Origin of the sequence: Chryseobacterium camelliae (genome assembly GCF_002770595.1) — a bacterium.
Taxonomy (GTDB): Bacteria; Bacteroidota; Bacteroidia; order Flavobacteriales; family Weeksellaceae; genus Chryseobacterium; species Chryseobacterium camelliae.
The window spans coordinates 3,164,136-3,187,447 of the sequence record NZ_CP022986.1 but is presented as its reverse complement, the minus strand read 5'-3'; the positions used below and the strand labels follow the sequence as shown (position 1 = coordinate 3,187,447).

General features: G+C 39.3%; 37 protein-coding genes. 4 read left to right on the top strand and 33 right to left on the bottom strand.

What is annotated here, in order from left to right; translation table 11 throughout:
• Window positions 1-3: 3 nt before the first annotated feature.
• Window positions 4-195, bottom strand: a complete 192-nt coding sequence (locus CGB83_RS14820) for a hypothetical protein (protein WP_100076500.1) — start codon at window positions 193-195, stop codon at window positions 4-6.
• 183 nt (window positions 196-378) lie between these two features.
• On the opposite strand from CGB83_RS14820, the gene CGB83_RS14815 reads away from it, so the two are divergent.
• Window positions 379-813, top strand: a complete 435-nt coding sequence (locus tag CGB83_RS14815) for a hypothetical protein (RefSeq protein ID WP_100076499.1) — start codon at window positions 379-381, stop codon at window positions 811-813.
• A gap of 83 nt (window positions 814-896) precedes the next feature.
• Here CGB83_RS14815 and rplQ read toward each other — a convergent pair whose 3' ends face one another.
• From rplQ to rplC, 28 genes are all read right to left on the bottom strand, one after another.
• The gene (gene rplQ / locus CGB83_RS14810; RefSeq protein ID WP_100076498.1) at window positions 897-1,421 is read right to left on the bottom strand and encodes a 50S ribosomal protein L17; all 525 of its coding nucleotides are present in this window, start codon (window positions 1,419-1,421) and stop codon (window positions 897-899) included.
• A 6-nt stretch (window positions 1,422-1,427) separates the two neighbouring features.
• Window positions 1,428-2,423, bottom strand: coding sequence for a DNA-directed RNA polymerase subunit alpha (locus CGB83_RS14805; protein ID WP_100076497.1), 996 nt, complete (start codon window positions 2,421-2,423; stop codon window positions 1,428-1,430).
• 33 nt (window positions 2,424-2,456) lie between these two features.
• A complete protein-coding gene (gene rpsD, locus CGB83_RS14800; RefSeq protein ID WP_100076496.1) occupies window positions 2,457-3,065 on the bottom strand; it encodes a 30S ribosomal protein S4 in 609 nt (202 codons plus the stop codon).
• 19 nt (window positions 3,066-3,084) lie between these two features.
• Window positions 3,085-3,474, bottom strand: a complete 390-nt coding sequence (rpsK, locus tag CGB83_RS14795) for a 30S ribosomal protein S11 (protein ID WP_100076495.1) — start codon at window positions 3,472-3,474, stop codon at window positions 3,085-3,087.
• A gap of 12 nt (window positions 3,475-3,486) precedes the next feature.
• Window positions 3,487-3,864: a 30S ribosomal protein S13 gene (gene rpsM / locus CGB83_RS14790; protein ID WP_040993540.1), complete on the bottom strand. Its 378-nt coding sequence runs from the start codon at window positions 3,862-3,864 to the stop codon at window positions 3,487-3,489.
• A gap of 9 nt (window positions 3,865-3,873) precedes the next feature.
• Entirely contained in the window at window positions 3,874-3,990 is a 117-nt protein-coding gene (gene rpmJ, locus CGB83_RS14785; RefSeq protein WP_007839480.1) for a 50S ribosomal protein L36, read from the bottom strand.
• A gap of 59 nt (window positions 3,991-4,049) precedes the next feature.
• Complete coding sequence (gene infA / locus CGB83_RS14780) at window positions 4,050-4,265, bottom strand: translation initiation factor IF-1 (protein WP_029297754.1); 216 nt, start codon at window positions 4,263-4,265, stop codon at window positions 4,050-4,052.
• A gap of 3 nt (window positions 4,266-4,268) precedes the next feature.
• Window positions 4,269-5,648, bottom strand: a complete 1,380-nt coding sequence (gene secY / locus CGB83_RS14775) for a preprotein translocase subunit SecY (RefSeq protein ID WP_100076494.1) — start codon at window positions 5,646-5,648, stop codon at window positions 4,269-4,271.
• A gap of 9 nt (window positions 5,649-5,657) precedes the next feature.
• Window positions 5,658-6,107, bottom strand: coding sequence for a 50S ribosomal protein L15 (gene rplO / locus CGB83_RS14770; RefSeq protein WP_100076493.1), 450 nt, complete (start codon window positions 6,105-6,107; stop codon window positions 5,658-5,660).
• 97 nt (window positions 6,108-6,204) lie between these two features.
• On the bottom strand, window positions 6,205-6,381 hold the full coding sequence (gene rpmD / locus CGB83_RS14765; RefSeq protein ID WP_100076492.1) for a 50S ribosomal protein L30: 177 nt from the start codon (window positions 6,379-6,381) through the stop codon (window positions 6,205-6,207).
• A gap of 11 nt (window positions 6,382-6,392) precedes the next feature.
• On the bottom strand, window positions 6,393-6,914 hold the full coding sequence (rpsE, locus tag CGB83_RS14760; protein ID WP_027387203.1) for a 30S ribosomal protein S5: 522 nt from the start codon (window positions 6,912-6,914) through the stop codon (window positions 6,393-6,395).
• Between the two features lie 19 nt (window positions 6,915-6,933).
• Window positions 6,934-7,287: a 50S ribosomal protein L18 gene (rplR, locus tag CGB83_RS14755; RefSeq protein ID WP_100076491.1), complete on the bottom strand. Its 354-nt coding sequence runs from the start codon at window positions 7,285-7,287 to the stop codon at window positions 6,934-6,936.
• Window positions 7,288-7,302: 15 nt separating this feature from the next.
• Window positions 7,303-7,848 carry a 50S ribosomal protein L6 gene (rplF, locus tag CGB83_RS14750; RefSeq protein ID WP_100076490.1) on the bottom strand — a complete coding sequence of 182 codons (546 nt, stop codon included), beginning with the start codon at window positions 7,846-7,848 and terminating at the stop codon, window positions 7,303-7,305.
• Between the two features lie 17 nt (window positions 7,849-7,865).
• Entirely contained in the window at window positions 7,866-8,264 is a 399-nt protein-coding gene (gene rpsH, locus CGB83_RS14745) for a 30S ribosomal protein S8 (protein WP_100076489.1), read from the bottom strand.
• A 139-nt stretch (window positions 8,265-8,403) separates the two neighbouring features.
• Entirely contained in the window at window positions 8,404-8,673 is a 270-nt protein-coding gene (rpsN, locus tag CGB83_RS14740) for a 30S ribosomal protein S14 (RefSeq protein WP_100076488.1), read from the bottom strand.
• 3 nt (window positions 8,674-8,676) lie between these two features.
• Window positions 8,677-9,228, bottom strand: coding sequence for a 50S ribosomal protein L5 (rplE, locus tag CGB83_RS14735; RefSeq protein WP_100076487.1), 552 nt, complete (start codon window positions 9,226-9,228; stop codon window positions 8,677-8,679).
• Window positions 9,229-9,241: 13 nt separating this feature from the next.
• Entirely contained in the window at window positions 9,242-9,568 is a 327-nt protein-coding gene (gene rplX / locus CGB83_RS14730) for a 50S ribosomal protein L24 (RefSeq protein WP_100076486.1), read from the bottom strand.
• Between the two features lie 20 nt (window positions 9,569-9,588).
• Window positions 9,589-9,957, bottom strand: a complete 369-nt coding sequence (gene rplN, locus CGB83_RS14725; protein WP_002983226.1) for a 50S ribosomal protein L14 — start codon at window positions 9,955-9,957, stop codon at window positions 9,589-9,591.
• Complete coding sequence (gene rpsQ, locus CGB83_RS14720; RefSeq protein WP_027381310.1) at window positions 9,957-10,211, bottom strand: 30S ribosomal protein S17; 255 nt, start codon at window positions 10,209-10,211, stop codon at window positions 9,957-9,959. The genes rplN and rpsQ overlap by 1 nt, the downstream gene beginning before the upstream one ends.
• A gap of 12 nt (window positions 10,212-10,223) precedes the next feature.
• Window positions 10,224-10,409 (bottom strand): 50S ribosomal protein L29, encoded by a 186-nt coding sequence (gene rpmC / locus CGB83_RS14715; RefSeq protein WP_089793291.1) that lies wholly within the window; start codon window positions 10,407-10,409, stop codon window positions 10,224-10,226.
• A gap of 12 nt (window positions 10,410-10,421) precedes the next feature.
• Window positions 10,422-10,847: a 50S ribosomal protein L16 gene (gene rplP, locus CGB83_RS14710; protein ID WP_100076485.1), complete on the bottom strand. Its 426-nt coding sequence runs from the start codon at window positions 10,845-10,847 to the stop codon at window positions 10,422-10,424.
• Window positions 10,848-10,945: 98 nt separating this feature from the next.
• Window positions 10,946-11,695 carry a 30S ribosomal protein S3 gene (rpsC, locus tag CGB83_RS14705; RefSeq protein ID WP_100076484.1) on the bottom strand — a complete coding sequence of 250 codons (750 nt, stop codon included), beginning with the start codon at window positions 11,693-11,695 and terminating at the stop codon, window positions 10,946-10,948.
• Between the two features lie 7 nt (window positions 11,696-11,702).
• Window positions 11,703-12,101 carry a 50S ribosomal protein L22 gene (gene rplV, locus CGB83_RS14700; protein WP_100076483.1) on the bottom strand — a complete coding sequence of 133 codons (399 nt, stop codon included), beginning with the start codon at window positions 12,099-12,101 and terminating at the stop codon, window positions 11,703-11,705.
• Between the two features lie 2 nt (window positions 12,102-12,103).
• Window positions 12,104-12,382: a 30S ribosomal protein S19 gene (rpsS, locus tag CGB83_RS14695; protein ID WP_002983209.1), complete on the bottom strand. Its 279-nt coding sequence runs from the start codon at window positions 12,380-12,382 to the stop codon at window positions 12,104-12,106.
• Between the two features lie 2 nt (window positions 12,383-12,384).
• Window positions 12,385-13,206 (bottom strand): 50S ribosomal protein L2, encoded by an 822-nt coding sequence (gene rplB, locus CGB83_RS14690; protein WP_034678013.1) that lies wholly within the window; start codon window positions 13,204-13,206, stop codon window positions 12,385-12,387.
• A gap of 22 nt (window positions 13,207-13,228) precedes the next feature.
• Entirely contained in the window at window positions 13,229-13,519 is a 291-nt protein-coding gene (gene rplW, locus CGB83_RS14685) for a 50S ribosomal protein L23 (RefSeq protein ID WP_100076482.1), read from the bottom strand.
• Window positions 13,520-13,522: 3 nt separating this feature from the next.
• On the bottom strand, window positions 13,523-14,152 hold the full coding sequence (gene rplD / locus CGB83_RS14680; RefSeq protein WP_100076481.1) for a 50S ribosomal protein L4: 630 nt from the start codon (window positions 14,150-14,152) through the stop codon (window positions 13,523-13,525).
• The gene (gene rplC / locus CGB83_RS14675) at window positions 14,143-14,769 is read right to left on the bottom strand and encodes a 50S ribosomal protein L3 (protein WP_100076480.1); all 627 of its coding nucleotides are present in this window, start codon (window positions 14,767-14,769) and stop codon (window positions 14,143-14,145) included. Before rplC ends, rplD begins: the two co-directional genes overlap by 10 nt.
• Window positions 14,770-15,153: 384 nt before the next feature.
• On the opposite strand from rplC, the gene CGB83_RS14670 reads away from it, so the two are divergent.
• From CGB83_RS14670 to CGB83_RS14660, 3 genes are all read left to right on the top strand, one after another.
• On the top strand, window positions 15,154-15,567 hold the full coding sequence (locus CGB83_RS14670; RefSeq protein ID WP_100076479.1) for a hypothetical protein: 414 nt from the start codon (window positions 15,154-15,156) through the stop codon (window positions 15,565-15,567).
• Window positions 15,568-16,548, top strand: coding sequence for a hypothetical protein (locus CGB83_RS14665; RefSeq protein WP_100076478.1), 981 nt, complete (start codon window positions 15,568-15,570; stop codon window positions 16,546-16,548). It abuts the gene before it with no gap.
• A gap of 66 nt (window positions 16,549-16,614) precedes the next feature.
• The gene (locus CGB83_RS14660; protein WP_100076477.1) at window positions 16,615-19,305 is read left to right on the top strand and encodes a hypothetical protein; all 2,691 of its coding nucleotides are present in this window, start codon (window positions 16,615-16,617) and stop codon (window positions 19,303-19,305) included.
• A gap of 16 nt (window positions 19,306-19,321) precedes the next feature.
• On the opposite strand, the gene CGB83_RS14655 is transcribed toward CGB83_RS14660, so the two are convergent.
• The 4 genes from CGB83_RS14655 to fusA all read right to left on the bottom strand — a co-directional run bounded on the left by CGB83_RS14655 (window position 19,322) and on the right by fusA (window position 23,307).
• Window positions 19,322-19,828: a low affinity iron permease family protein gene (locus tag CGB83_RS14655; protein ID WP_100076476.1), complete on the bottom strand. Its 507-nt coding sequence runs from the start codon at window positions 19,826-19,828 to the stop codon at window positions 19,322-19,324.
• 62 nt (window positions 19,829-19,890) lie between these two features.
• Window positions 19,891-20,727: a GLPGLI family protein gene (locus tag CGB83_RS14650; RefSeq protein ID WP_100076475.1), complete on the bottom strand. Its 837-nt coding sequence runs from the start codon at window positions 20,725-20,727 to the stop codon at window positions 19,891-19,893.
• A 138-nt stretch (window positions 20,728-20,865) separates the two neighbouring features.
• Window positions 20,866-21,171, bottom strand: coding sequence for a 30S ribosomal protein S10 (rpsJ, locus tag CGB83_RS14645; protein ID WP_002661363.1), 306 nt, complete (start codon window positions 21,169-21,171; stop codon window positions 20,866-20,868).
• Between the two features lie 18 nt (window positions 21,172-21,189).
• The gene (fusA, locus tag CGB83_RS14640; protein WP_100076474.1) at window positions 21,190-23,307 is read right to left on the bottom strand and encodes an elongation factor G; all 2,118 of its coding nucleotides are present in this window, start codon (window positions 23,305-23,307) and stop codon (window positions 21,190-21,192) included.
• Between the last annotated feature and the right edge of the window lie 5 nt (window positions 23,308-23,312).

The window sequence follows — 23,312 nt, the reverse complement described above, 5'->3', positions numbered from 1 at the left end:
CACTTACTTTTTATCGTTGCATAACTGATCTCCGATACTGATAATCATGGTAATGGATCCTTTTAAAAAGGGATCTTTTACAATGGACTGCAAAAGCTTGAGCCCTTCTCTGGCAGAAGACCAGACGCCACAGAAATTGATGCTTTCAGGACTCGATGTAAGTGATACATCCTTGATGTTTGATTTCGTTATCATGCTAATTGTTTTTTTAATGGCTTACTCTAGACAGTTTTCAGCTCCCCTGTTTTCTTTCTGTAAATTTCAGATTCTGTGCTTTAACAGTCAATTACCCTTTTGTGTTATTTTGACAGAGGTTCATGCCAATTATTTTGAGTAGGTGTCTGATATAATGAGTATATTTATACAAAACAATTTTATATGAAAAAACACGTATTCATTGTAGCTTCATTTGCGGTGTTGTCTCTTTTAAGCTGCAAAAAGAATGAAAGCGGAAATAAAAGCATTATCAGGGAAGACAGTTCTTCAACAGTAATTACAGACGATAACGGAAAAATAGATTCCGCAACGGTAAGCTCTTCCAGTGTGGATGTTGACGGTAAGAAACAGGTAAAAACAGATTATGTTTATAAGGCGACGGATGGTACATTGGTAAAGGTGGTTTTCGCAACGACTCCACAGGAAAGTACGGTGGCAATTACCAGCAATAAGAAGACGTTCACCTTAAAGAAAACGGAGGCCAAAGGTGATGAAACCGTATACAAGAAAGACGATATGACGGCGAGGGTGAAAGGAGACAGCCTCCATCTGGAGCAGGGCAACAATATCATAGAGCTGAAAAAGACAAAAATATAAGATTAGCCTTTTTTCAACGGGATACCTTAAAACAAAAAACCATCCGCAGTACGGATGGTTTTTTTATATCTGAGCAGAATATATTATTCTTCAGTTTTCTCTTCTGTGGAATCAGCAGCTTCAGCCGTTGGTTCAGCAGTTTTTTCTTCTACTACAGGAGCTTCAGCAGCTACAGCTTCTTTTTTAGCTGTTGCAGATCTTCTGCTTCTTCTTGTAGTCTTCTTCTCTTCAGCATTAGGATTGTAAAGCTCGTTGAAATCTACCAGCTCAATAAGGGCCATGTCAGCGGCATCACCAGGTCTGAAACCAGTTTTGATGATCCTTGTATATCCACCGTTTCTTTCAGCGATTTTAGGAGCTACTGATCTGAACAGTTCAGTAACGGCCTCTTTACTCTGAAGATATGAAAAAACAATTCTTCTGTTGTGTGTAGTATCTTCTTTTGCTTTTGTTAATAGGGGCTCAACATATACTCTTAAAGCTTTTGCTTTAGCTACAGTAGTGTTGATTCTTTTATGCTCAATTAGAGAACAAGCCATATTAGAAAGTAAAGCACTTCTGTGAGAAGCTGTTCTTCCTAAGTGATTGAATTTTTTACCGTGTCTCATTATTAATTATTTATCAGCGTCTAACTTATATTTTGCAACGTCGAAACCGAAGTTAAGACCTTTTGAATGCACTAATTCTTCTAGTTCTGTCAAAGATTTTTTACCAAAATTTCTGAATTTCATCAAATCAGACTTACTGTAAGAAACAAGCTCACCTAGAGTTTCTACTTCAGCTGCTTTCAGACAGTTCAGGGCTCTTACGGAAAGATCCATATCTGCTAATTTAGACTTAAGTAGTTGTCTTGTATGAAGGGTTTCTTCATCGTACTGGATGGATGCTTTTACGGCTTCGGTTTCAAGCGTGATTCTCTCATCGGAGAACAGCATGAAGTGATAAATTAATATCTTGGAAGCTTCTGTTAAAGCATTCTGAGGACTGATGGAACCATCAGTTTCGATATCTAATACAAGTTTTTCGTAGTCTGTTTTTTGCTCTACACGATAATTTTCAATGCTGTACTGCACTTTCTTGATAGGCGTGAAAATAGAGTCAATGGCAATCGTCCCTACAGGTGCGTTGTTTGACTTATTCTGTTCTGAAGGAACATACCCTCTTCCTTGTTCTATGTTGAAAGTAATTTCGAAAGTTACATCACTGTTTAGGTTACAAATCACTAAATCCGGGTTCAGCACCTCAAATCCGTTGATTGACTTCCCTAAATCTCCAGCAGTAATAACCGTCTGACCTGAAACCTTAGCAACTACCTGCTCGCTGGCCTGGCCTTCTGCTGCAGCTTTTAATCTTACCTGCTTAAGGTTAAGAATAATTTCGGTAACGTCTTCGATTACTCCTGGAATAGTTGAAAATTCGTGCTCTACACCTTCTATTTTGATAGATGAAATAGCATATCCTTCCAGAGAAGAAAGCAACACTCTTCTCAAAGCATTACCGATTGTAAGCCCGAAACCTGGTTCTAAAGGTCTGAATTCGAATTGACCTTTAAATTCATCAGAGTTAAGTAAAATTACTTTATCGGGTTTTATGAATTGTAAAATTGCCATATTATTGGGTTGAGCAAAAATTTGATTAAAAAATTATTTAGAGTAAAGTTCGACGATAAGCTGTTCCTTGATGTCCTCCGGAATCTGGATTCTCTCAGGAGCAGAAACGAAGGTACCTTCCTTCTTCTCATCGTTGAATTGTAACCACTCATAATTTGACTTGGAAGCTAATGAATTGACAACCACTTCAAGAGACTTGGATTTTTCTCTTACTGCGATTACGTCACCTGCTTTAACCAAATAAGAAGGGATGTTCAGGATCTCACCGTTCACAGTGATGTGTCTGTGAGAAACCAATTGTCTTGCAGCAGATCTTGTTTTAGCAAAACCGAATCTGTACACAACATTGTCTAATCTGGATTCGCAAAGCTGCAAAAGAACTTCACCGGTAACGCCTTTGCTTCTGTGTGCTTTCTCAAACAGGTTAGCAAATTGTCTTTCCAGGATTCCGTATGTATATTTAGCTTTTTGCTTTTCAGCTAACTGAACTGCGTATTCAGATTTTTTAGCACCTCTTCTTTTGTTAGGACCGTGTTGTCCCGGTGGTTGGTTTTTTCTTTTTTCGAAGTTTTTGTCATCTCCGTAGATTGCAGCACCAAACTTTCTCGCAATCTTAGTCTTAGGACCAATATATCTTGCCATAATGGATAAATTCTAAAAATTAAACTCTTCTTCTTTTTGGTGGTCTACATCCATTGTGCGGCATAGGCGTCACATCAATGATTTCGCTAACTTCAATTCCTGAATTGTGGATTGATCTGATGGCAGATTCTCTACCTGCACCCGGACCTTTCACGAACACCTTTACTCTTCTTAAACCAGCTTCGTGAGCTACGTTAGAGCAATTTTCAGCTGCCATCTGAGCAGCAAATGGAGTATTCTTTTTAGAACCTCTGAAACCCATTTTACCGGCAGAAGCCCAAGAGATAACCTCTCCGTTTTTATTTGTTAAAGAAATGATGATGTTATTGAAAGAAGCCTGAATATGCGCTTCACCAATAGCTTCAACTTTTACTTTTCTTTTCTTAACTACTTTAGTTTGTTTTGCCATAATTCCTAACGATTATTTACTAGCTTTTTTCTTGTTAGCAACAGTTTTTCTCTTTCCTTTTCGGGTTCTAGAGTTATTTTTCGTTCTCTGGCCTCTTAAAGGTAGTCCAAGTCTGTGACGTATTCCTCGTTGGCATCCTATGTCCATCAATCGCTTGATGTTCAATTGCACTTCAGATCTAAGCTCTCCCTCCACTTTGATGTTTTCTGAGATATAAGTTCTGATGGCAGCCAATTCATCGTCATTCCATTCGTTGACTTTCTTGTCTTCGCTGATACCGGCAGCTTTAAGGATTTCGGAAGAAGTACTTCTTCCAACTCCGTAGATGTAAGTTAAACCGATAACACCTCTTTTGTTTTTTGGTAAATCAATACCTGCAATTCTCGCCATAATTTAATATTAGCCTTGTCTTTGTTTAAATTTTGGGTTCTTCTTGTTGATTACAAACAATACACCTTTTCTGCGTACGATTTTGCAATCAGCACTTCTTTTTTTAATTGATGCTCTAACTTTCATTTGATCGTATTTATTTTTCAATAATAGCCAAATGGAAGAGAATTCCATTTGGCAATCATTTAGTATCTGAATGTGATTCTCCCTTTAGACAAATCGTAAGGGGACATTTCTAGTTTCACCTTATCACCAGGTAAAAGTTTAATATAATGCATTCTCATTTTACCGGAAATATGCGCAATAAGTACATGCCCATTCTCCAGCTCTACACGGAACTGGGCGTTGGAAAGAGCTTCCGTAATAACGCCGTCTTGTTCAATATGTTTTTGTTTCGCCATAAATTAATATCCAGTGGTTCTTGACAATTTAGACTGCATTAAGCCATCATAGTGATGGTTCAGCAGATAAGTATTAATCTGTTGAACGGTATCTAAAATTACGCCCACCATAATTAACAGTGAAGTACCACCGAAAAATAGGGCAAAGGCGTCTGTCTGAACAAAGCTTCCATGTACAATTGCTGGAAGGACTGCAAAGATAGACAAAAATATTGCACCCGGCAAGGTAATTTTTGATAAAATATCATCTAAATAGTCAGCGGTCTCTTTACCGGGTCTTACCTTCGGTACCAAGCCTCCGTTTCTCTTCAGGTCATCTGCCATCTGGTTTACCGGGATGGTAATCGCAGTATAGAAGAATGAAAAGATAATAATCAATAGCGCAAACAGCACGTTGTACTGCCAGCTGAAAACATTTTTGAACCCTGCAAGAAAAGTATTGGATTCGTCCACTTTAGTTAATAACCCCGGTACGAACATCAGTGCCTGGGCAAAGATGATCGGCATAACTCCGGCCGCGTTCACTTTTAATGGGATCCACTGTCTTGCTCCCTGCATAAGATTTCTGTTAACACCTCCTCTTGCTTGAGCTCTGCTTACATACTGGATCGGGATCTTCCTTACGGCCACGGACAATACCACTGCCAAAAGAACCACAATCATCCAGAATAATACTTCAATAAGGATCATGATAGATCCCATTCCTCCTTTTCCGTTCTGAACCGCCATCTCCTGTACGAATGCTTCCGGAAGCCTGGATAAGATCCCTACCATAATCAGGATGGAAATACCATTCCCGATTCCTTTGTCGGTAATCTTTTCACCAAGCCACATGGCAAATACTGAACCGCCCACCAAGATAACAATACTTGGAAGCCAGAACATAATGGAAGTTGGCTCTACATAATATGCAGACTGGAACTGAGTATACGGTAAGAATAATTGAGTAATAGAAGTTAAGTAAGAAGGGGCCTGTACGAGACAAACTCCGATTGTTAACCATCTTGTAATCTGATTCAATGTATTTCTACCTGACTCTCCATCTTTCTGAAGCTTCTGAAGATAAGGAATAGCCATTCCCATCAACTGAACAATAATAGAAGCAGAAATATAAGGCATGATTCCTAACGCCATTACGGAAGCGTGACTGAAAGCCCCCCCCGTAAACGACGAAAGCAAGCCAAGGAGACCTGCCCCCTGCTTGTTACCGCCCTGACTTTTATAATGCTCTAAGAGATCTCCCACCTCTGCAAGGTTAATTGCAGGAAGGGAGATATAAGATGCGAATCTATACACAAGGATAATCCCAAGAGTAAAGAGAATTTTTTCTCTCAGTTCTTTGAGACTCCAGATATTTTTAAGTGTTTGTATAAATTCTTTCATTAGTAATAATTATAAGGTAATTGCTTTTCCACCTGCTTTAGCAATAAGCTCTTCAGCAGATTTAGTGAATTTGTCAGCAGAAATTGAAACCGCAGATTTCAATTCTCCTCTCCCCATAATTTTCACTAATTCATTTTTAGAAGCCAATCCGTTTTCGATCAAAACTTCTTTCGTGATGTCACCTGTAATAGATTTGTTCTCGATTAAAGTCTGGATAGAGTCCAGGTTGATGGCTCTGAATTCTTTTCTGTTTACGTTTTTGAAACCAAATTTAGGTAATCTTCTCTGTAAAGGCATCTGACCCCCTTCGAAACCGATCTTCTGAGAATAACCGGCTCTGGCTTTTTGTCCTTTATGACCTTTTGTAGAAGTACCTCCTTTTCCACTACCTTGTCCTCTACCAATTCTTTTTGAATTGAAAGTTGATCCTGCAGCTGGCTTTATGTTATTTAAATTCATTTTTTTATTGATTTAAAGATTAAATAATTTAAAGATTAAAAAAATTCCGGCTAATATAGAAAGAATATTTCAATCTTTTAATCTTTCAATTTTTTAATTATTTCTGAACTTCAAGTAAATGACTAACTGCAGCTATCATTCCTAGGATAGAAGGAGTAGCTTCATGTTCTACAACTTGGTGAAGTTTCCTGAATCCTAATGCTTCAAGCGTTCTCTTTTGGGTTTTTGTTCTTCCAATAGCGCTTCTTACTTGCTTTACTTTTATTGTTGCCATTGTTTTATATATTAACCGTTAAACACTTTAGTTAGGGAAACTCCTCTCATTCTTGCGATCTCTTCAGGTCTTCTGATATCCAGTAACGCCTTGAAAGTAGCTTTCACCACGTTGTGAGGGTTAGAAGATCCTTTAGACTTTGAAAGGATATCATGTACACCAGCTGATTCCAGTACCGCTCTTACCGCACCACCGGCGATAAGTCCTGTACCGTGAGAAGCAGGTCTCAAGAAGATATCAGCACCACCGTATCTGGCAGAAGTCTGGTGAGGAATCGTATGGTTCATTACAGGAACTTTTACCAGGTTTTTCTTGGCATCTTCTACCGCCTTAGCAATAGCAGAAGCAACTTCCTTAGATTTCCCTAAACCAAAACCGATAGTTCCCGCTTCGTCTCCTACAACAACAATTGCAGAAAATCCGAAAGCTCTACCTCCTTTGGTTACTTTTGTTACTCTGTTTACAGCTACGAGACGATCTTTAAGTTCTAATCCTCCCGGTTTTACTCTTTCTATATTATCTAGTCCTAACATATTTTCCGAAATTTAATGATTAGAATTTAAGTCCTCCTTCTCTCGCACCGTCAGCAAGAGCCTTAACTCTTCCGTGATATACGAATCCGTTTCTGTCGAATACAATATTTTCAATTCCTGCAGCGATGGCTTTGGCAGCGATGGCCTTACCTACAGCAGCGGAAATATCACTTTTAGTACCGTTAGCTTCTACTCCTTTCTCTCTTGAAGAAGCTGAAACTATAGTTTTACCACTTTTATCGTCGATTAACTGAGCGTAAATTTCCTTATTACTTTTATATACAGATAATCTTGGCAATTCAGAAGAACCGGAGATTTTCCCCCTTACTCTTCTTTTGATTCTTATTCTTTTTTCTAATTTACTTAATGCCATAATACTTATAATTTATTAAGCAGATTTACCAGCTTTACGTCTAACATTTTCACCAACGAATCTTACACCTTTTCCTTTGTACGGCTCAGGCTTTCTGAATGATCTGATTTTCGCAGCTACCATTCCAAGAAGTTGCTTATCGTAAGACGTTAAAGTAATAATTGGATTTTTACCTTTTTCAGTCAATGTATCTACTTTCACTTCACCTGGAAGTTCCAGTACAATACCGTGAGAGAATCCTAGCGCCAGCTCAAGTTTTTGTCCTGAGTGGGAAGCTCTGTATCCTACCCCTACTAATTCAAGTTTCTTTTCGAAACCTTCTGATACCCCAACGATCATGTTGGCGATCAACGCTCTGTATAAACCGTGAAGCGCTTTGTGTTGCTTAGAATCAGATGGTCTGTTCACTGTAAGTTCACCATCGTTCTGTTCTAAAGTAATTCCTGCAGTAAGCTCCTGGGAAAGTTCTCCCTTAGGACCTTTAGCCGTTACTACACCGTTGTTTTCAGTAATAGTAATCCCTGCTGGAATTGTTATAATTGCTTTACCAATTCTTGACATTTTCCTGTGATTAAAAATTAATAAACATAGCAGATTACTTCACCGCCTACTTTTTCTTCTCTGGCTTTCTTATCAGTCATTACTCCTTTAGAAGTAGAGATGATAGCTACACCCAAACCGTTCAGTACTCTTGGAAGCTCCGTAGAACCTTTGTACTGTCTCAAACCTGGTCTTGAAGCTCTCTGAATAGACTTAATAGCAGGCTTGCTGGTTTGTTTGTCGTACTTTAAAGCGATTTTGATCGTTCCCTGAACAGCGCTATCCTCAAACTTGTAGTTTAAGATATACCCCTGATCAAATAAGATCTTAGTAATCTCCTTTTTGATTTTCGATGCAGGAATTTCCACCACTTTGTGGCCTGCGCTTTGTGCGTTCCTTACTCTAGTTAGGAAATCTGAAATTGGATCTGTTACCATTTTTCTTTTTAAATTATTGGTTGAAGACAATCAGTTTTGCAAAGACTTGAAGAATAAAATATCAGACTTCAGAATGTCTTGGGTCTGATATTTTTATCTTTAGTATCTGAACAACTTAATTGTCCGGATTATTGTGTGATTACCAACTGGCTTTTTTAACTCCCGGGATCAATCCGTTGTTGGCCATTTCTCTGAATGTTACTCTGGAAATACCAAACGTTCTCATGTATCCTCTTGGTCTACCTGTCAGTTTACATCTGTTATGTAGTCTTACAGGAGAAGCATTTTTCGGCAACTTCTGAAGTCCTTCATAATCACCAGCCTCTTTTAAAGCCTTTCTTTTATCAGCGTATCTAGCAACTAACGCTTCTCTTTTGCGCTCACGCGCTTTCATTGATTCTTTAGCCATTTCTTAGTTCTTTTTGAATGGTAAACCGAAGTGAGTTAATAATGCTTTAGCTTCTTTGTCTGTCTTCGCAGTAGTAACGAAAGTGATGTCCATCCCCTGGATTTTTTTCACTTTGTCAATTACGATCTCAGGGAAGATGATCTGCTCAGTGATCCCTAAGTTGTAGTTTCCTCTACCATCGAAACCGTCAGCTTTGATACCAGAGAAATCTCTGATTCGTGGCAATGCGGAAGCAGTAAGTCTGTCTAAGAATTCGTACATTCTGTTGGCTCTTAAAGTAACTTTAGCACCTACAGGCATCCCTTTTCTTAATTTGAATGCAGCCTCATCTTTCTTAGAGATGGTACCAACTGCCTTCTGACCAGTGATGTTTGTTAATTCTTCTACAGCATAATCAATAATTTTCTTATCTGCAGTAGCATCACCTAAACCTTGTGACACAACGATTTTCTCTAACTTAGGTACTTGCATTACTGACTTGTACCCAAATTCTTCCATCATTGCAGGAACAATGGTTTCTTTGTATATTTTCTTGGGTCTTGCTATATATTCCATGTGTTCTTAAAAATTATAAAGTTTCACCCGTTTTCTTATTGACTCTTACTTTCTTATCTCCTTCGATTTTGTAACCTACTTTGATTGCTTTTCCGTCTTTACCAACTAAAGCAACGTTTGAGATATGAATAGAAGCTTCTCTTTCAACGATTCCTCCCTGAGGGTTAGATGCTGAAGGCTTAACGTGTTTTTTAACGATGTTAAGTCCTGCCACAACAACTCTTGGGTCTTTTCCTTCTTTTTTGATCACTTCAATAACTTCACCAGTCTTACCTTTGATTTCTTTTCTACCGGTAGTAATGATTACGTTATCTCCTCTTTTTATTTTTAACTTTGACATTTTCTTTAAAAATTTTAAAATTAAAGTACTTCAGGAGCTAATGAAATGATTTTCATATATTCTTTGTCTCTCAACTCACGGGCAACCGGTCCGAAAACACGGGTTCCTCTCATTTCTCCTGCTGCGTTTAGCAATACACAAGCATTATCGTCGAATTTGATGTATGAACCATCTTTTCTTCTTACTGCTTTTTTAGTTCTTACTACGACAGCTTTAGATACCTGACCTTTTTTAGCGTTTCCGGATGGTGTAGAATCCTTGATCGTAACTACGATTTTATCACCAACTGAAGCATATCTTCTTCTGGTTCCTCCCAGAACTCTGATCACCAATACTTCTTTAGCACCTGTGTTATCAGCAACTTTTAATCTTGATTCTGTTTGTAACATTACTTAGCTTTTTCAATGATTCGTACTAATCTCCATCTCTTGTTCTTGCTCAAAGGTCTTGTTTCCTGGATCAGAACCGTATCTCCTTCGTTGCACTCGTTGTTCTCATCGTGTGCGGTATATTTTTTCGTTTTCAAAACGAATTTACCGTACATCGGGTGTTTCATTCTCATCGTTTCACTAACAACAATGGTCTTTTCCATTTTATTGCTGGAAACCACTCCGATTCTTTCTTTTCTTAAATTTCTATCCATTGTAAAATGAAATTATTGTTTGTTAGTTAACTCTGTATTTAGTCTTGCGATTGTCTTTCTCAAATCTCTGATTTGAATCGGGTTTTCAACTGGGCTGATTGCGTGAGCCAATTTCAGTTTAGAATATTGAGCTTTTGCTTCAGTTAGTTGAGCTTGAATATCACCCGCGCTTAAATTTTTAATATCAGCTTTTTTCATTGCATTCAAAGATTAAAGAGGTTTAACAAAATCGTTAGCAACTATGAATCTGGTCACTACCGGTAATTTCTGTGCTGCAAGTCTTAGGGCTTCTTTCGCTACTTCGTAAGGAACACCTCCAACTTCGAACATAATTTTACCAGGTTTTACTACAGCTACCCAATATTCTACGGCACCTTTACCTTTACCCATCCTTACTTCGGCTGGTTTCTTGGTGATCGGCTTATCCGGGAATATTTTAATCCACAGCTGTCCTTCTCTCTTCATATATCTTGTCGCAGCAATACGCGCAGCTTCAATTTGTCTTGCGGTAATCCAAGCACCTTCCGTAGCCTTGATCCCGAAAGTTCCATAAGCAAGTTGACTACCTCTCTGGGCATTCCCCTTCATCTTCATCTTATGAACTCTACGGAACTTGGTTCTTTTTGGTTGTAACATAATTTCTAAATTTTAGATTTTAGATTTTAGATTTTAGATTTTTTTTAATTTTAAAAAAGTAACGGTAATTTAAAATTCAAAATTTCTAATCTAAAATTTTAATTATTATTGTTATTGTTGTTATTCTTTCTAGGCCTTCTGTTATCTCTGTCTCCGCCTCTGTTTCTGTCTCCTGAAGGGCCTCCTTTCTTCTGCTGTCCCACTAATGGAGAAAGCTCTCTCTTACCATATACTTCGCCTTTCATGATCCATACTTTTACACCCAGTCTACCGTAAGTAGTGTGTGCTTCAGCCCAGTGATAATCGATATCAGCTCTGAAAGTAGACAATGGGATTCTTCCTTCTTTGAAAGATTCGCTTCTTGCCATCTCAGCTCCGTTCAATCTTCCGGAGATCTGAACTTTGATTCCTTCAGCACCCATTCTCATGGTACTTGCCATAGCCATCTTCACAGCTCTTCTGTAAGAAATCCTGTTTTCGATCTGCTTGGAAATGCTGTCCGCTACCAATACTGCATCAAGTTCAGGTCTTTTGATTTCGAAAATGTTGATCTGAATATCCTTACCTGTAAGTTTTTTCAGCTCTTCTTTCAGCTTATCAACTTCCTGACCTCCTTTACCGATGATTAATCCCGGTCTGGCAGTAGTGATGGTTACGGTTACTAATTTTAATGTTCTTTCAATATAAATTTTTGAGATACCACCTTTAGATAATCTTGCTTCAAGGTATCTTCTGATTTTGTAGTCTTCCGCGATTCTGTCTCCATAATCGTTTCCGCCAAACCAGTTAGAATCCCATCCTCTGATGATTCCTAATCTGTTACCAATTGGATTTGTCTTCTGTCCCATACCTTGATTAATTTTCTTTTGTACCTAAGATTAGTGTAATGTGGTTTGATCTCTTTCTGATTCTGTACCCTCTTCCCTGCGGAGCCGGTCTCAGTCTCTTCAATTGTCTTGCACTGTCTACAAAAATTTCTTTAACGATAAGGTTAGCCTCTTCGATATCGGCACCTTCGTTTTTCGCCTGCCAGTTGGCCATTGCGGAAAGTAAGACTTTCTCTAATTTGTTAGAGGCATCTTTCTTAGAATATTTTAGTATGTATAAAGCTCTGTCTACTTCAACTCCTCTGATGATATCAGCTACCAATCTCATTTTTCTCGGAGAAGAAGGGCAATCATTATGTAAAGCTTTTGCTACATCCTGATTTGTTAATTTACGTGCTAATGCACTTTCTCTTTTTCTTGATCCCATGATTATCTGCTACCTTTGTTTTTGTTACCACCATGACCTCTGAAAGATCTTGTTGGAGAAAATTCGCCTAACTTGTGACCTACCATGTTTTCTGTAACATATACCGGGATAAAAGATTTCCCGTTGTGTACAGCGATGGTTTGTCCTACGAAGTCCGGAGAGATCATCGATGCTCTAGACCAAGTTTTGATAACTGTCTTCTTACCAGACTCTATATTTGCCTGAACCTTCTTATCTAAAGTATGATGAATGAACGGTCCTTTTTTAAGTGATCTTGCCATAATTATTTTCTTTTAGATACGATGTAACGGTTAGACACTTTGTTTTTCTTTCTCGTTTTGTAACCTTTAGACGGCATACCGTTTCTAGATCTTGGGTGACCTCCTGAAGAACGTCCTTCACCACCACCCATCGGGTGATCTACAGGGTTCATTACTACCGCTCTTGTTCTTGGTCTTCTACCTAACCATCTGCTTCTACCAGCTTTACCGGATACCGTTAACTGGTGATCTGAGTTGGAAACGGAACCAATCATAGCCATACATTCAGTAAGGATCATTCTGGATTCTCCTGAAGGCAATTTGATGATCGCATATTTTCCGTCTCTTGAAGTTAACTGAGCCGAAGAACCAGCACTTCTTGCTAAGATCGCACCTTGTCCAGGCTTCATCTCAACACAAGAAATTACCGTACCCAATGGAATGTTTTTCAATTTCATTGCGTTACCTACGTTAGGTTCTACGCTTTCTCCTGAAACCACTTTCTGATCTACTTTGATACCGTTTGGAGCGATGATATACCTCTTCTCTCCGTCTGCGTATTCTAATAAAGCGATAAATGCAGTTCTGTTTGGATCGTATTCTACAGATTTTACTGTTGCTTCAACATTTGCTTTGTTTCTTTTGAAGTCAATAATTCTGTATTTCTTTTTGTGTCCACCGCCGGTGTAACGCATGGTCATTTTACCAGTTTGGTTACGTCCACCTGACTTTTTAATACCAACGGTTAGAGATTTCTCTGGTTTGTTGGTAGTAATTTCCTCAAAATTGTTTACAATTCTGAATCTCTGTCCCGGGGTGATAGGTTTTAATTTTCTAACAGACATTACTATTATTTATAATTAATAATTAATTTACGGCAAAAATATCGATAACCTCACCTTCAGCAAGTTTGATTACCGCTTTTTTCAATTTGTTCGTCTTTCCAACCTGAAGACCTTTTTTAGTGTATTTTGAAGAAACCTTCGGAGCATAAATCATTGTGTTAACGTCTGCTACTTTTACACCATAAGCTGCTTCTACAGCCTTTTTAATCTGGATTTTATTCGCTCTAGGATCTACTAGGAAAGAATAAGAACCTCTTAAATCTGTAAGGTAATTAGCCTTTTCTGAAATAACTGGTTTAATAATAACTGACATGATTTATTTCTTTAAATTTTCCTGGAATTTTTCAACTGCACCTTCGAAGAATACAATCTCACCTGCATTGACTAAATCGTAAGAACTTACTTCATTGAAGTTCATTACTTTTGTCTTAGGCAAGTTTCTTGAAGACAAATACACATTCTTATTAGCTTCAGGAAGAATGAACAAAGATTTTTTACCGTTCAATGTCAATGCATCTAATAAAGTAATGAAATCTTTAGTCTTAGGAGCGTCTAGGCTCATATCTTCTAAAACTCTGATGCTGTTATCTCTCATTTTCTGAGATAAAACAGATTTTTTAGCCAATCTCTTAAGCGCCTTGTTCAGTTTGAATCTGTAGTCTCTCGGCTTTGGACCGAATACTCTACCTCCACCTCTGAAAGTTGGAGATTTGATATCCCCGTATCTTGCAGAACCGGATCCTTTTTGCTTCTTAAGTTTCTTGGTAGAAGCTGTAATTTCGCTTCTTTCTTTTGCTTTATGAGTTCCCTGTCTCTGTGCGGCAAGGTACTGTTTAACTTCTAAGTAAACCGCGTGCTGATTTGGCTCAATTCCGAATACTGTTTCGTCTAGAGTTACTTTTCTTCCGGTCTCTTTTCCTGATGTATTTAATACTACTAGTTCCATTTTCTGATAATTACATAAGAATTTTTAGCTCCCGGAACAGCACCTTTTACTACTAAAAGATTTTGTTCTTGATCCACTTTTAATACCTGAAGGTTTTGTACAGTTACCTGCTTACCTCCCATTCTTCCAGCCATTCTCATCCCTTTGAATACTCTTGAAGGGTCTGAACCAGCACCGATAGAACCTGGAGCTCTAAGCCTGTTGTGCTGACCATGAGTTGCCTGCATTACACCTCCAAAGCCATGTCTTTTAACAACACCCTGGAAACCTTTACCTTTTGAAGTTCCTGTTACGTCAACGAATTCACCTTCAGCGAATAAATTAACTTTTACTTCTTCTCCTACTTTTACTTCATCAACGAATTCTCTGTAGAATTCTACCAATTTAGCTTTAGGAGCAGAACCAGCCTTTTTGAAATGGCCAGCTAACGCTTTACCAACGTTCTTCTCACTCTTGTCATCGAAACCCAACTGAACAGCTTTGTAACCATCCTTTTCAAGGGTTCTGACCTGTAAAACCGAGCATGGACCAGCTTGAATAACTGTACAAGGAATATTTTTCCCGTCTTCGTTAAACAAAGATGTCATACCGATTTTTTTACCAATAATACCTGACATTGTTTATATTATAATAAAATTTATCTTCTAATTATCACCATTTTCAGGAAGTCTGAAGTAATTTCTACGTTTGATGTAGGCATACTACGCCCCTAAAATGAGTGTGCAAATTTATGGATAATTTTCAGACTGACAAATTTTTGCTATAAAATATTTTGATTTTTAATGATTTAGAACTTTGGAACTGTCATTAAAAAAAAATTGGCAAGACATTTCTTCGGATATTAAAATATCTTTGATGATTTTAAACCCTTTCTCAAATTCCGTTCTCTCTGTTATTGTCATAAATTAAAAGGCACCCCCACATTTACCGGATGAAACAACACATCCGACCATGTTTTTATTACGGTGCAATTTTTGATGTGGTAGCTTCCAAAAAAAGCTATGAAAAAATTTCTGAGCATTGTATTATTACTGGTCTGCATGCTGTCGTATGCACAATCTAAAGCACCTTTTACCGGGAAAAGGGATTTCGTTATTGAAGATGGCTCCAACGGCTCCGGAACTCCTGCTTATTATGTAGATGTAAAAAGCAATGGAGATGTCCATTTCGGTTTTATCCAGGTTAACCAGGCAGACGGGAAAGAAACCAGAGAGGAAATGAATGCTGGAAAATACAATCCAAAGGTTATGAAGGTTCATTTCAAAACATATCATGAGACTTTTTACGTAAAATTCGATAAAGACCACATTTACCTTACCGACGCAAAGGGAACGGTTAAGAAGTCGGATGATTGCTGTCCTGTTTCCGAAATGGCAGAACTGAATTGTCCCTGCTCTGGTAAGCTATACCACTAAATGAGAATATTAAAACTTTTGTGTATTGCTCTTCTGATTATGGTTTCCTGTTCGGACAAAAAGAGCCATCCCTATACTTTCTATTACTGGAAAACCAGGCTCACGCTCAATACTGATGAAAAACAGGCATTAAACCGGGCAACTACGCCTTATCTGTATGCACGATTCTTTGATGTGGATAAAACGGGAGGCAGAATTCAGCCGGTAGGGATCATGACGAAAGACGATAATTTTGCTACTGATAAAAAATTAGTCCCTGTCGTATTTATTACCAACAGGACATTCATGCATATCAACCATGCTGACATTTCTTTGCTCGCGAAGAATATAAACCATCTGGTTCAAAGTAAAATTTCCGAGTACCATCTGAATACGGCTCCCGAAATTCAGGTTGACTGTGACTGGACTGCCGGGACACGGGATGACTACTTTACTTTCCTGAAAGAATTGAAGCAGCTTTCCGGCAAAGCCATTACTTGTACCCTGCGGCTCCATCAGGTTAAAGATAAAAAGCAGGCCGGTATTCCGCCGGTGCAGAAAGTCTATCTGATGTGTTATTCCACATCTTCGCCACTGGAAAACTCAGGTAAAAATTCGATTCTTGATGTCAGTACGCTGAAAAGTTACCTCGCGGACCTCGACCAATATCCGGTCAGGAATATTGACATTGCACTTCCGATTTATTCCTGGGGAATCGTCACCAATCACCTGAAAAAACACAGGCTGATTAACGGACTCTCCGGAAAGGATCTCAACAACATACATTTTAAAAGGATTTCTGAAAACGAAGCAGAAATTGAGCAGGACGGCTTCTATTTCGGCAGTTACCTGAATAAAGGGTTCAGGATTAGAATAGAAGAGATTTCGGATGACCAGCTTCGGGATGTTGTCCGTTTCCTAGATAAAAAAATTCCTGATTTCAATATCATTTATTATCAGCTAGACCGTAAATTTGTCAAAGGACAAAATTTTAATATATAAACTTTTTAAGCCTTGTCAAGGTTCAGAACCTTGACAAGGCCTCCCTCCATCAAACACCATTACAGAATGAAAAAATATGTTCTTTCACTCGCTGCTGCAATGCTCTTCTACACGGGTTCTCAAGCCTGTGCATGGTCTGATCCGGACTATGAGTATTTCAACTTATTTACGCAAAGCATTATCAAGGATAAGTCTTACCTCCCCTTTCTGCACAGCTATTCAACCAGGTTCTATACGGATTTCAAACCCTCCGAAATCCCGGATGAAAATATTGATGCCTGGAAAAGGCTTTTCAACAATCAGTTTTCTTATGCAGAAACCGATTACCTGGTTAGCAAAGTGAGCATCAATGATCTTAATGCGCTGAAAAAAGGAAATCCGGCAAATCCGCTGCTGGTAAAAGCAGGACCTGATTTTTACCAAAAATACAGTGAAGCGATTGATTATTTGATTGAAGCCAAATATCTGGAACCTTATATGCGGGTTAAGTATGTGGCAAATCCGGATGCATTCTATTACAATGAGAATCAAAATACTCAGAATGCAACTGACCTGGATTACCAGAAAACCATTTCTGCGCTCACTTCCCTGTACCATGCTGCGCATAATCCTGAAATCAAACAGCGGTACGGCTATCAGCTGGTCCGCTTCAATCATTATACCCGGAATTATGATGCTGCTGTGAATGCTTTCAAAACCTATGTACAACCTGTCAGGCTGAAAGGAGCACCCTATATCATGGCCCTGGACCAGCTGGCGGGAGCACAGCGTGGATTGGGACTGGACAGCGAAGCCAACTGGAATTTCTTCCAGGTATTCAGAGACAGCAGGAGCCGCAAGGAATCAGCTTTCGTTTCTATGAAGCTGTCGGATACGGCTTCCTTCAACAATATATTAAAAAGAGCACAGACCGGCGAGGATAAAAATATGGCGTATTTCCTCCTGGGATACGATGATTTCACGAATCCGATCCCGGTGATGGAAAAGATGTATGAAATCAATCCTGATTCAGAGATCCTGAAAGTGATGGCTGTAAGAAGCATCAATGAACTGGAGAGAAGTTACCTTCCGATTTACTATTACACTACCAATAATTCAATCACCGAGACAAGCCCTTCGGATGCAACGGTAAAAGACCGTACTGTCCCTGTAGCAGCGCCTGAAAAGAACGAGCTTTCGTTCTGGCAGAAGGTTGTAAGGTTTTTTAAAAATCTTTTCAGCAGCAAAGAAAAAAGGGGTTCAGCTTCCGGATCAGGAAAGGATGATGACGAGCTGCTGAATAATCCTGACAGGATCCCGGTTTTCACAAAGAACAATTATTATTACGACCAGCAACAAAAGGATTTCCTGGATGACCTGGAAAAATTCACCGATAAGGCAAAAGGAAAATCCGGTGATGAATACTGGCAGATTGCTGACGCCTACCTGAAGTTCCTTAAGAAAGATTATCAGGAAAGTACCGAAATCCTGCAATCTATCAAAACCTCCAACCCGGAATACCAGGAACAGATCCGGAGGATGAAACTGCTGAATGATATTGTTTCACAACCCAGGATCGATGCTGATTACGAAGATACCCTGATGAACAATTATGCGTCTTATTTTAAGGAACAGCATGACCAGAAAAAGGACAGTACTGCCAATACAGACTATTACGGCGTTACGCCTTCAACAAAAGATTTTCTGAAAGATGTACTGGCGAACCGGTATTTCCTTCAGGGTGAAGACGGCAAATCTTTCCTGATGAGCAATAAGCTTTCTGATCTGCAGTATGGTCCGGACCTGAACCTGGTAAAGAAAGTGGAAGCCTTTTACCGTAAGCCTGACAAAACCGAATTTGAAAAACAGATTATTGCTAAAAACCTGGATGATGTGGGTAACATCGATGCTTTCTTTTCTGTAATTTATGGTGACCATGCGATGAAATCGGGAGATTTTGCAAGTGCCAAAGCCTATTATGCCAAAGCACAGAATTTTTCAGGTATCCCGAGGATGGAATGGAGCGAACAGGCCAATACCGTAGTTCCGATGAAATATGCGGCTACTGCTTATAATGGATTCAGCAATATTCCGGATCTGGTGTTCGGGCATAATGTATGGGTAAGCTATACCAGCAGTCCGCAGGAAAGCATGGAAGAAGAAGACCATTCAGCTTTTCCTTTTATCAAACCTTCCATGAATAAACTTGAACTTGCTGATGCCCTCCTCCGGCTTAAAGAGATCGGAAACGGAAAAGGAACCCAGGCAGCAAAGGCTAACCAGCTCATCGGGAACCTTCTTTACAATACGTCCATCCTGGGATATTACAGGCAGATATTTGTGATGGACCTTGACAATACCAACGGAGGAAAATATGATTTTCAGAATCTAAAAAAGAAAATAAACTACCAGTATTACTACAAAAACTTCCCGGACCTGTCTTATCTTGAGCCTGACCATTTCGATCTAGCCATCGGGTATTACAATAAAGCACTGAAGCAGTCAGCCGACCGCGAGCAGAAAACCAGAATCCTTTTCCAGATGGCCAGCGCAGAGCAGGGTAAATATTACCAGTATGAAACCAATAATACGATCAATACAGATTATTCAGATCCTAAATGGTCTGAAAAGGAAGACGCCCGCCAAAAGCAGCTGAACGAAATCAAAAATCAGGAATACAGAACCTATTTTACTGTCCTGAAAAATCAGTACTCAGATACGCAAACGGCACAGAAGCTGATGGGAAGCTGTTCCTATTTTGACTATTTTATGAAATAAAAACAAAAAAAAGGAATCATTTCGATTCCTTTTTTTCTTGTTGCTCCTGCTGTTTCAGCCATTCTTCATGTTTTTTCCTGAACAGTTCATCCTTATGGTCCTGATTCCGCTGTGCGGCATCAATAGAGTGCGAGGCATGGATATCTTCATCTTCTTCAGCAAAATCAGCGAGTTTCTCATAGTAGCAGTGCAGCTGATCAAGTTCTTTTTCTGTCAGGTCTTCAATATCCACAATCCTGTTGCTGGCCTTTTCATTGGCGGCAATTAGTTCGTTCAGTTTGATCTGGATCGCTTTGGAATCTTTGTTCTGGGCTTTCTGAATTAAAAACACCATGAGAAAGGTAATGATGGTTGTTCCAGTATTGATGACCAACTGCCAGGTTTCAGAATACTTGAAAACAGGCCCGGAAGCAGCCCAGATGACAACGATTAAAGTAGCTGCGATAAATGCAGAGGAGCTGCCGGTAAATTTTGTTGCCCAATTTGAAAATCTTTCAAAAATATTTTTATCTGAACCATTCATTTCTATTGATTTAATATAGTAATCACAGCATCAAAAACTCCGCCGAAGAACCCGCTTTAAGGTTATTTTAATGGATAGTGCATTGCTTTATCCAGCTCAATTGGGTTATTGTTCTTCCGTATGTGCTGCTGCATCTTTTCAGACAGTTCTTTCAGTTGTTCCGGGCTTTTTACTTCTATCCCCATCACCATAAAATGGGCATTGGGATTGGTATTGTTTTTAAGGTGCTCCTTAAATTCCCGAAGCGGGTCCCGGTAACTGTCCAGCATCAACTTCCTCAGTTTGGCCTCCGGTATCTTTACCGGTTTCTGCCCTGCAAAATTCTCAAGGATACTTTGTGTGTCGTAAGTCCTGGCCAGCCGGTAACTCTTGGCCAATGTAAATCTGAAATTATCCTGATCATCATAAACTTCGAATACCATTCCCGGTAATCCTGTGAATTTGTACGGCCCTTCATTCAGTCCGATATCTTTGGTAAACCAAGCCGTCCAGTTTCGTCCTCCAAATGTCGCAGTGGCCTTCTGCAAATGGTACCCGCCCATTTGCTTTGTTTCGTTGAGCAGCTTCCAGGTAATTTTGTCATCGGTCTCTGTAACAAAGATATTCTGTACCATAAGATAGTTCTGGTTGATGGTGGAATTCTTCTTTCTGATCACCGCAGGCGTATCATCCCAGGTGATATTGTTTTCGCCTTTGGTCTTATTGATTGAATCCGTAACGACAAAGTCATAATTGTAAAATTTGACCTCTTCAGGATTGACGTCCAGTACCATACTGGCCTTTCTTTTTTCTGCTGCCGTGGAGTCGGTTTTAAAATGGTATTCATAGACGAAACGGTGGGTTTGTGCTCTTACGGAGAAAGTCAGCAGCACAAAGACAAAAAGGAAAATATTTTTCATGACGTAATTATTTCCGCAAAGATAAACATTAAAAAGAACCTTGCAATACATAGTATTAAAAGAAATAAATTTTACAAAATAAAAATCCGCTCCTTTTCAGGAACGGATTTTATATAATCACGGCTTAAGTGCACGTTATCACACTTTAATTTCAACATCTACACCGCTTGGCAACTCTAATTTCATCAGAGCATCCACCGTTTTAGAAGAAGAAGAATAGATATCCATCAATCTCTTGTGAGCAGAAAGCTGGAACTGTTCTCTTGCTTTTTTGTTTACGTGCGGAGACCTCAATACAGTGAAGATTCTCTTGTTGGTTGGCAATGGAATCGGGCCGTTTACCACAGCACCGGTAGCCTTTACCGTTTTTACGATTTTCTCAGCAGATTTATCTACCAAATTGTAATCGTAAGACTTAAGTTTTATTCTGATTCTTTGTGACATTTCTTGTACTTTAAAAAATTAACCTTTTGCTTTAGCAATGATATCTTCAGCAACGTTTTGAGGGGTAGCCTGGTACTTCTCTAATTCCATAGAAGAAGTAGCTCTTCCTGATGAAAGGGTTCTTAGAGTTGTAACATATCCAAACATTTCAGAAAGTGGAACTGAACCTTTGATTACTACAGCACCGTTCTTTTCTTCCTGACCGCTGATGGTACCTCTTCTCTTGTTAAGGTCACCGATAATGTTACCCATATATTCTTCCGGAGTAACAACCTCCAGTTTCATAATAGGCTCCATGATTACCGGCTTAGCAGCACGTCCCGCTTCTTTGAATCCTAATTTAGCAGCCATTTCGAAGGAAAGGGCATCAGAATCCACCGCGTGGAAAGATCCGTCTTTAAGAACAACTTTAATACCTTCAACTTCGAAACCAGCCAAAGGACCGTTTTTCATTGCAGCTTTAAATCCTTTCTCAATAGCAGGAACAAATTCCCTAGGAACGTTACCCCCTTTGATCTCGTTGATGAATTCAAGACCAACTTTACCTTCTTCTGCAGGTCCAAGTTCAAATACGATATCAGCAAATTTACCTTTACCACCGGATTGTTTTTTGTAAACCTCCCTGTGCTGGGCAACTTTTGTTAAGTTTTCTTTGTACTCTACCTGAGGCTGTCCTTGGTTTACTTCAACTTTGAACTCTCTCTTCATACGGTCAACAATGATATCTAAGTGAAGCTCACCCATACCAGAGATAATCGTTTGTCCGGAAGCTTCGTCAGTTCTCACCGTAAACGTTGGATCCTCTTCAGCCAGTTTAGCTAAAGCGTTACCCATTTTATCCTGGTCAGCTTTAGTTTTAGGCTCAACAGCGATACCGATTACCGGATCAGGGAAAACCATTGATTCAAGAACAATAGGGTTTTTCTCGTCACACATCGTATCACCGGTTTTGATAGACTTGAATCCTACCGCTGCACCAATATCTCCTGCTTCAATATATTCTACAGGATTTTGCTTGTTAGCGTGCATCTGATAGATTCTGGAGATTCTTTCTTTATCACCTGAACGGGTGTTCAGGATATAAGAACCTGCATCCAGTCTTCCTGAATATGCTCTGAAGAATGCCAGTCTTCCCACGAACGGGTCAGTAGCAATCTTAAATGCCAATGCAGAGAAAGGTTCATCTACCGATGGCTTTCTTGTAATTTCAGCGTCAGTTCTAGGGTCAGTACCTTTGATATCATCTTTATCCAATGGAGAAGGAAGGTATTTACATACTGCATCCAGCATAAACTGTACTCCTTTATTCTTGAATGAAGAACCACAAGTCATTGGGATAATAGATAAATCGATGGTAGCCTTTCTCAACGCTTCGTTGATTTCTTCTTCAGAGATTGAATCCGGATCTTCGAAGAATTTCTCCATCAAAGTCTCATCGTAGTCAGCCACAGCTTCTACTAATTTCTCTCTGTATTCCAGAACTTCAGCTTTCATGTCTTCAGGGATCGGCACTACCTCGAAAGTAGCTCCTTGTCCTGCTTCATCCCAGATGATCGCTCTGTTTTTAATTAAGTCTACAACACCTTTGAAGTCTTCTTCAGCACCGATTGGTAAAACGATTGGAACTGCATTGGATCCCAACATTTCTTTTACCTGCTTTACAACGTTCAAGAAGTCGGCACCCTGACGGTCCATTTTGTTTACGAATCCCATTCTTGCTACTTTGTAGTTGTCAGCAAGTCTCCAGTTGGTTTCAGACTGAGGCTCTACACCGTCTACGGCAGAGAATAAGAATACAAGACCATCCAATACCCTTAAAGATCTGTTTACTTCTACGGTGAAGTCAACGTGTCCCGGTGTATCGATGATGTTGAAGTGGTAAGGCTTGGTTTCGGCAACAGGTTTTCCTTGATCTGTTGGAAAGTTCCAAGAACAAGTGGTAGCAGCGGAAGTAATGGTAATACCTCTTTCTGCTTCCTGCTCCATCCAGTCCATTGTAGAAGCACCATCGTGAACTTCTCCAATTTTGTGGTTTACCCCTGTATAGAATAAAATCCTTTCTGTAGTGGTGGTCTTACCGGCATCAATGTGAGCGGCAATACCAATATTTCTAGTATATTTAAGATCTCTTCCCATTTCAG

What these genes read in the sequence shown, in the direction of transcription:
- rpmJ (WP_007839480.1), bottom strand. Translation starts at nt 3,990, where the DNA reads ATGAAAGTTAGAGCATCAATTAAAAAAAGAAGTGCTGATTGCAAAATC.
- CGB83_RS14665 (WP_100076478.1), top strand. Translation starts at nt 15,568, where the DNA reads ATGAGAATATTAAAACTTTTGTGTATTGCTCTTCTGATTATGGTTTCC.
- rpmD (WP_100076492.1), bottom strand. Translation starts at nt 6,381, where the DNA reads ATGGCAACAATAAAAGTAAAGCAAGTAAGAAGCGCTATTGGAAGAACA.
- rpmC (WP_089793291.1), bottom strand. Translation starts at nt 10,409, where the DNA reads ATGAAAAAAGCTGATATTAAAAATTTAAGCGCGGGTGATATTCAAGCT.
- rpsS (WP_002983209.1), bottom strand. Translation starts at nt 12,382, where the DNA reads ATGGCAAGATCACTTAAAAAAGGACCGTTCATTCATCATACTTTAGAT.
- rplW (WP_100076482.1), bottom strand. Translation starts at nt 13,519, where the DNA reads ATGTCAGTTATTATTAAACCAGTTATTTCAGAAAAGGCTAATTACCTT.
- rpsQ (WP_027381310.1), bottom strand. Translation starts at nt 10,211, where the DNA reads ATGGATAGAAATTTAAGAAAAGAAAGAATCGGAGTGGTTTCCAGCAAT.
- rplR (WP_100076491.1), bottom strand. Translation starts at nt 7,287, where the DNA reads ATGGCATTAAGTAAATTAGAAAAAAGAATAAGAATCAAAAGAAGAGTA.
- rplN (WP_002983226.1), bottom strand. Translation starts at nt 9,957, where the DNA reads ATGTTACAAACAGAATCAAGATTAAAAGTTGCTGATAACACAGGTGCT.
- rplD (WP_100076481.1), bottom strand. Translation starts at nt 14,152, where the DNA reads ATGGAACTAGTAGTATTAAATACATCAGGAAAAGAGACCGGAAGAAAA.
- rpsK (WP_100076495.1), bottom strand. Translation starts at nt 3,474, where the DNA reads ATGGCAAAACAAACTAAAGTAGTTAAGAAAAGAAAAGTAAAAGTTGAA.
- rpsD (WP_100076496.1), bottom strand. Translation starts at nt 3,065, where the DNA reads ATGGCAAGATATATTGGTCCTAAGACTAAGATTGCGAGAAAGTTTGGT.
- rpsM (WP_040993540.1), bottom strand. Translation starts at nt 3,864, where the DNA reads ATGGCGAGAATTGCAGGTATTGATTTACCAAAAAACAAAAGAGGTGTT.
- rplQ (WP_100076498.1), bottom strand. Translation starts at nt 1,421, where the DNA reads ATGAGACACGGTAAAAAATTCAATCACTTAGGAAGAACAGCTTCTCAC.
- rpsJ (WP_002661363.1), bottom strand. Translation starts at nt 21,171, where the DNA reads ATGTCACAAAGAATCAGAATAAAACTTAAGTCTTACGATTACAATTTG.
- rpsH (WP_100076489.1), bottom strand. Translation starts at nt 8,264, where the DNA reads ATGGTAACAGATCCAATTTCAGATTTCCTAACTAGAGTAAGGAACGCA.
- rplF (WP_100076490.1), bottom strand. Translation starts at nt 7,848, where the DNA reads ATGTCAAGAATTGGTAAAGCAATTATAACAATTCCAGCAGGGATTACT.
- rplP (WP_100076485.1), bottom strand. Translation starts at nt 10,847, where the DNA reads ATGTTACAACCAAAAAGAACCAAGTTCCGTAGAGTTCATAAGATGAAG.
- CGB83_RS14820 (WP_100076500.1), bottom strand. Translation starts at nt 195, where the DNA reads ATGATAACGAAATCAAACATCAAGGATGTATCACTTACATCGAGTCCT.
- rpsE (WP_027387203.1), bottom strand. Translation starts at nt 6,914, where the DNA reads ATGTTAGGACTAGATAATATAGAAAGAGTAAAACCGGGAGGATTAGAA.
- CGB83_RS14815 (WP_100076499.1), top strand. Translation starts at nt 379, where the DNA reads ATGAAAAAACACGTATTCATTGTAGCTTCATTTGCGGTGTTGTCTCTT.
- rplO (WP_100076493.1), bottom strand. Translation starts at nt 6,107, where the DNA reads ATGAATTTAAATAACATAAAGCCAGCTGCAGGATCAACTTTCAATTCA.
- CGB83_RS14660 (WP_100076477.1), top strand. Translation starts at nt 16,615, where the DNA reads ATGAAAAAATATGTTCTTTCACTCGCTGCTGCAATGCTCTTCTACACG.
- rplB (WP_034678013.1), bottom strand. Translation starts at nt 13,206, where the DNA reads ATGTCTGTTAGAAAATTAAAACCTATCACCCCGGGACAGAGATTCAGA.
- rplV (WP_100076483.1), bottom strand. Translation starts at nt 12,101, where the DNA reads ATGGGATCAAGAAAAAGAGAAAGTGCATTAGCACGTAAATTAACAAAT.
- rplX (WP_100076486.1), bottom strand. Translation starts at nt 9,568, where the DNA reads ATGTCAAAGTTAAAAATAAAAAGAGGAGATAACGTAATCATTACTACC.
- CGB83_RS14670 (WP_100076479.1), top strand. Translation starts at nt 15,154, where the DNA reads ATGAAAAAATTTCTGAGCATTGTATTATTACTGGTCTGCATGCTGTCG.
- fusA (WP_100076474.1), bottom strand. Translation starts at nt 23,307, where the DNA reads ATGGGAAGAGATCTTAAATATACTAGAAATATTGGTATTGCCGCTCAC.
- secY (WP_100076494.1), bottom strand. Translation starts at nt 5,648, where the DNA reads ATGAAAGAATTTATACAAACACTTAAAAATATCTGGAGTCTCAAAGAA.
- rplE (WP_100076487.1), bottom strand. Translation starts at nt 9,228, where the DNA reads ATGGAATATATAGCAAGACCCAAGAAAATATACAAAGAAACCATTGTT.
- CGB83_RS14805 (WP_100076497.1), bottom strand. Translation starts at nt 2,423, where the DNA reads ATGGCAATTTTACAATTCATAAAACCCGATAAAGTAATTTTACTTAAC.
- rpsN (WP_100076488.1), bottom strand. Translation starts at nt 8,673, where the DNA reads ATGGCTAAAGAATCAATGAAAGCGCGTGAGCGCAAAAGAGAAGCGTTA.
- rplC (WP_100076480.1), bottom strand. Translation starts at nt 14,769, where the DNA reads ATGTCAGGTATTATTGGTAAAAAAATCGGTATGACATCTTTGTTTAAC.
- infA (WP_029297754.1), bottom strand. Translation starts at nt 4,265, where the DNA reads ATGGCGAAACAAAAACATATTGAACAAGACGGCGTTATTACGGAAGCT.
- CGB83_RS14655 (WP_100076476.1), bottom strand. Translation starts at nt 19,828, where the DNA reads ATGAATGGTTCAGATAAAAATATTTTTGAAAGATTTTCAAATTGGGCA.
- CGB83_RS14650 (WP_100076475.1), bottom strand. Translation starts at nt 20,727, where the DNA reads ATGAAAAATATTTTCCTTTTTGTCTTTGTGCTGCTGACTTTCTCCGTA.
- rpsC (WP_100076484.1), bottom strand. Translation starts at nt 11,695, where the DNA reads ATGGGACAGAAGACAAATCCAATTGGTAACAGATTAGGAATCATCAGA.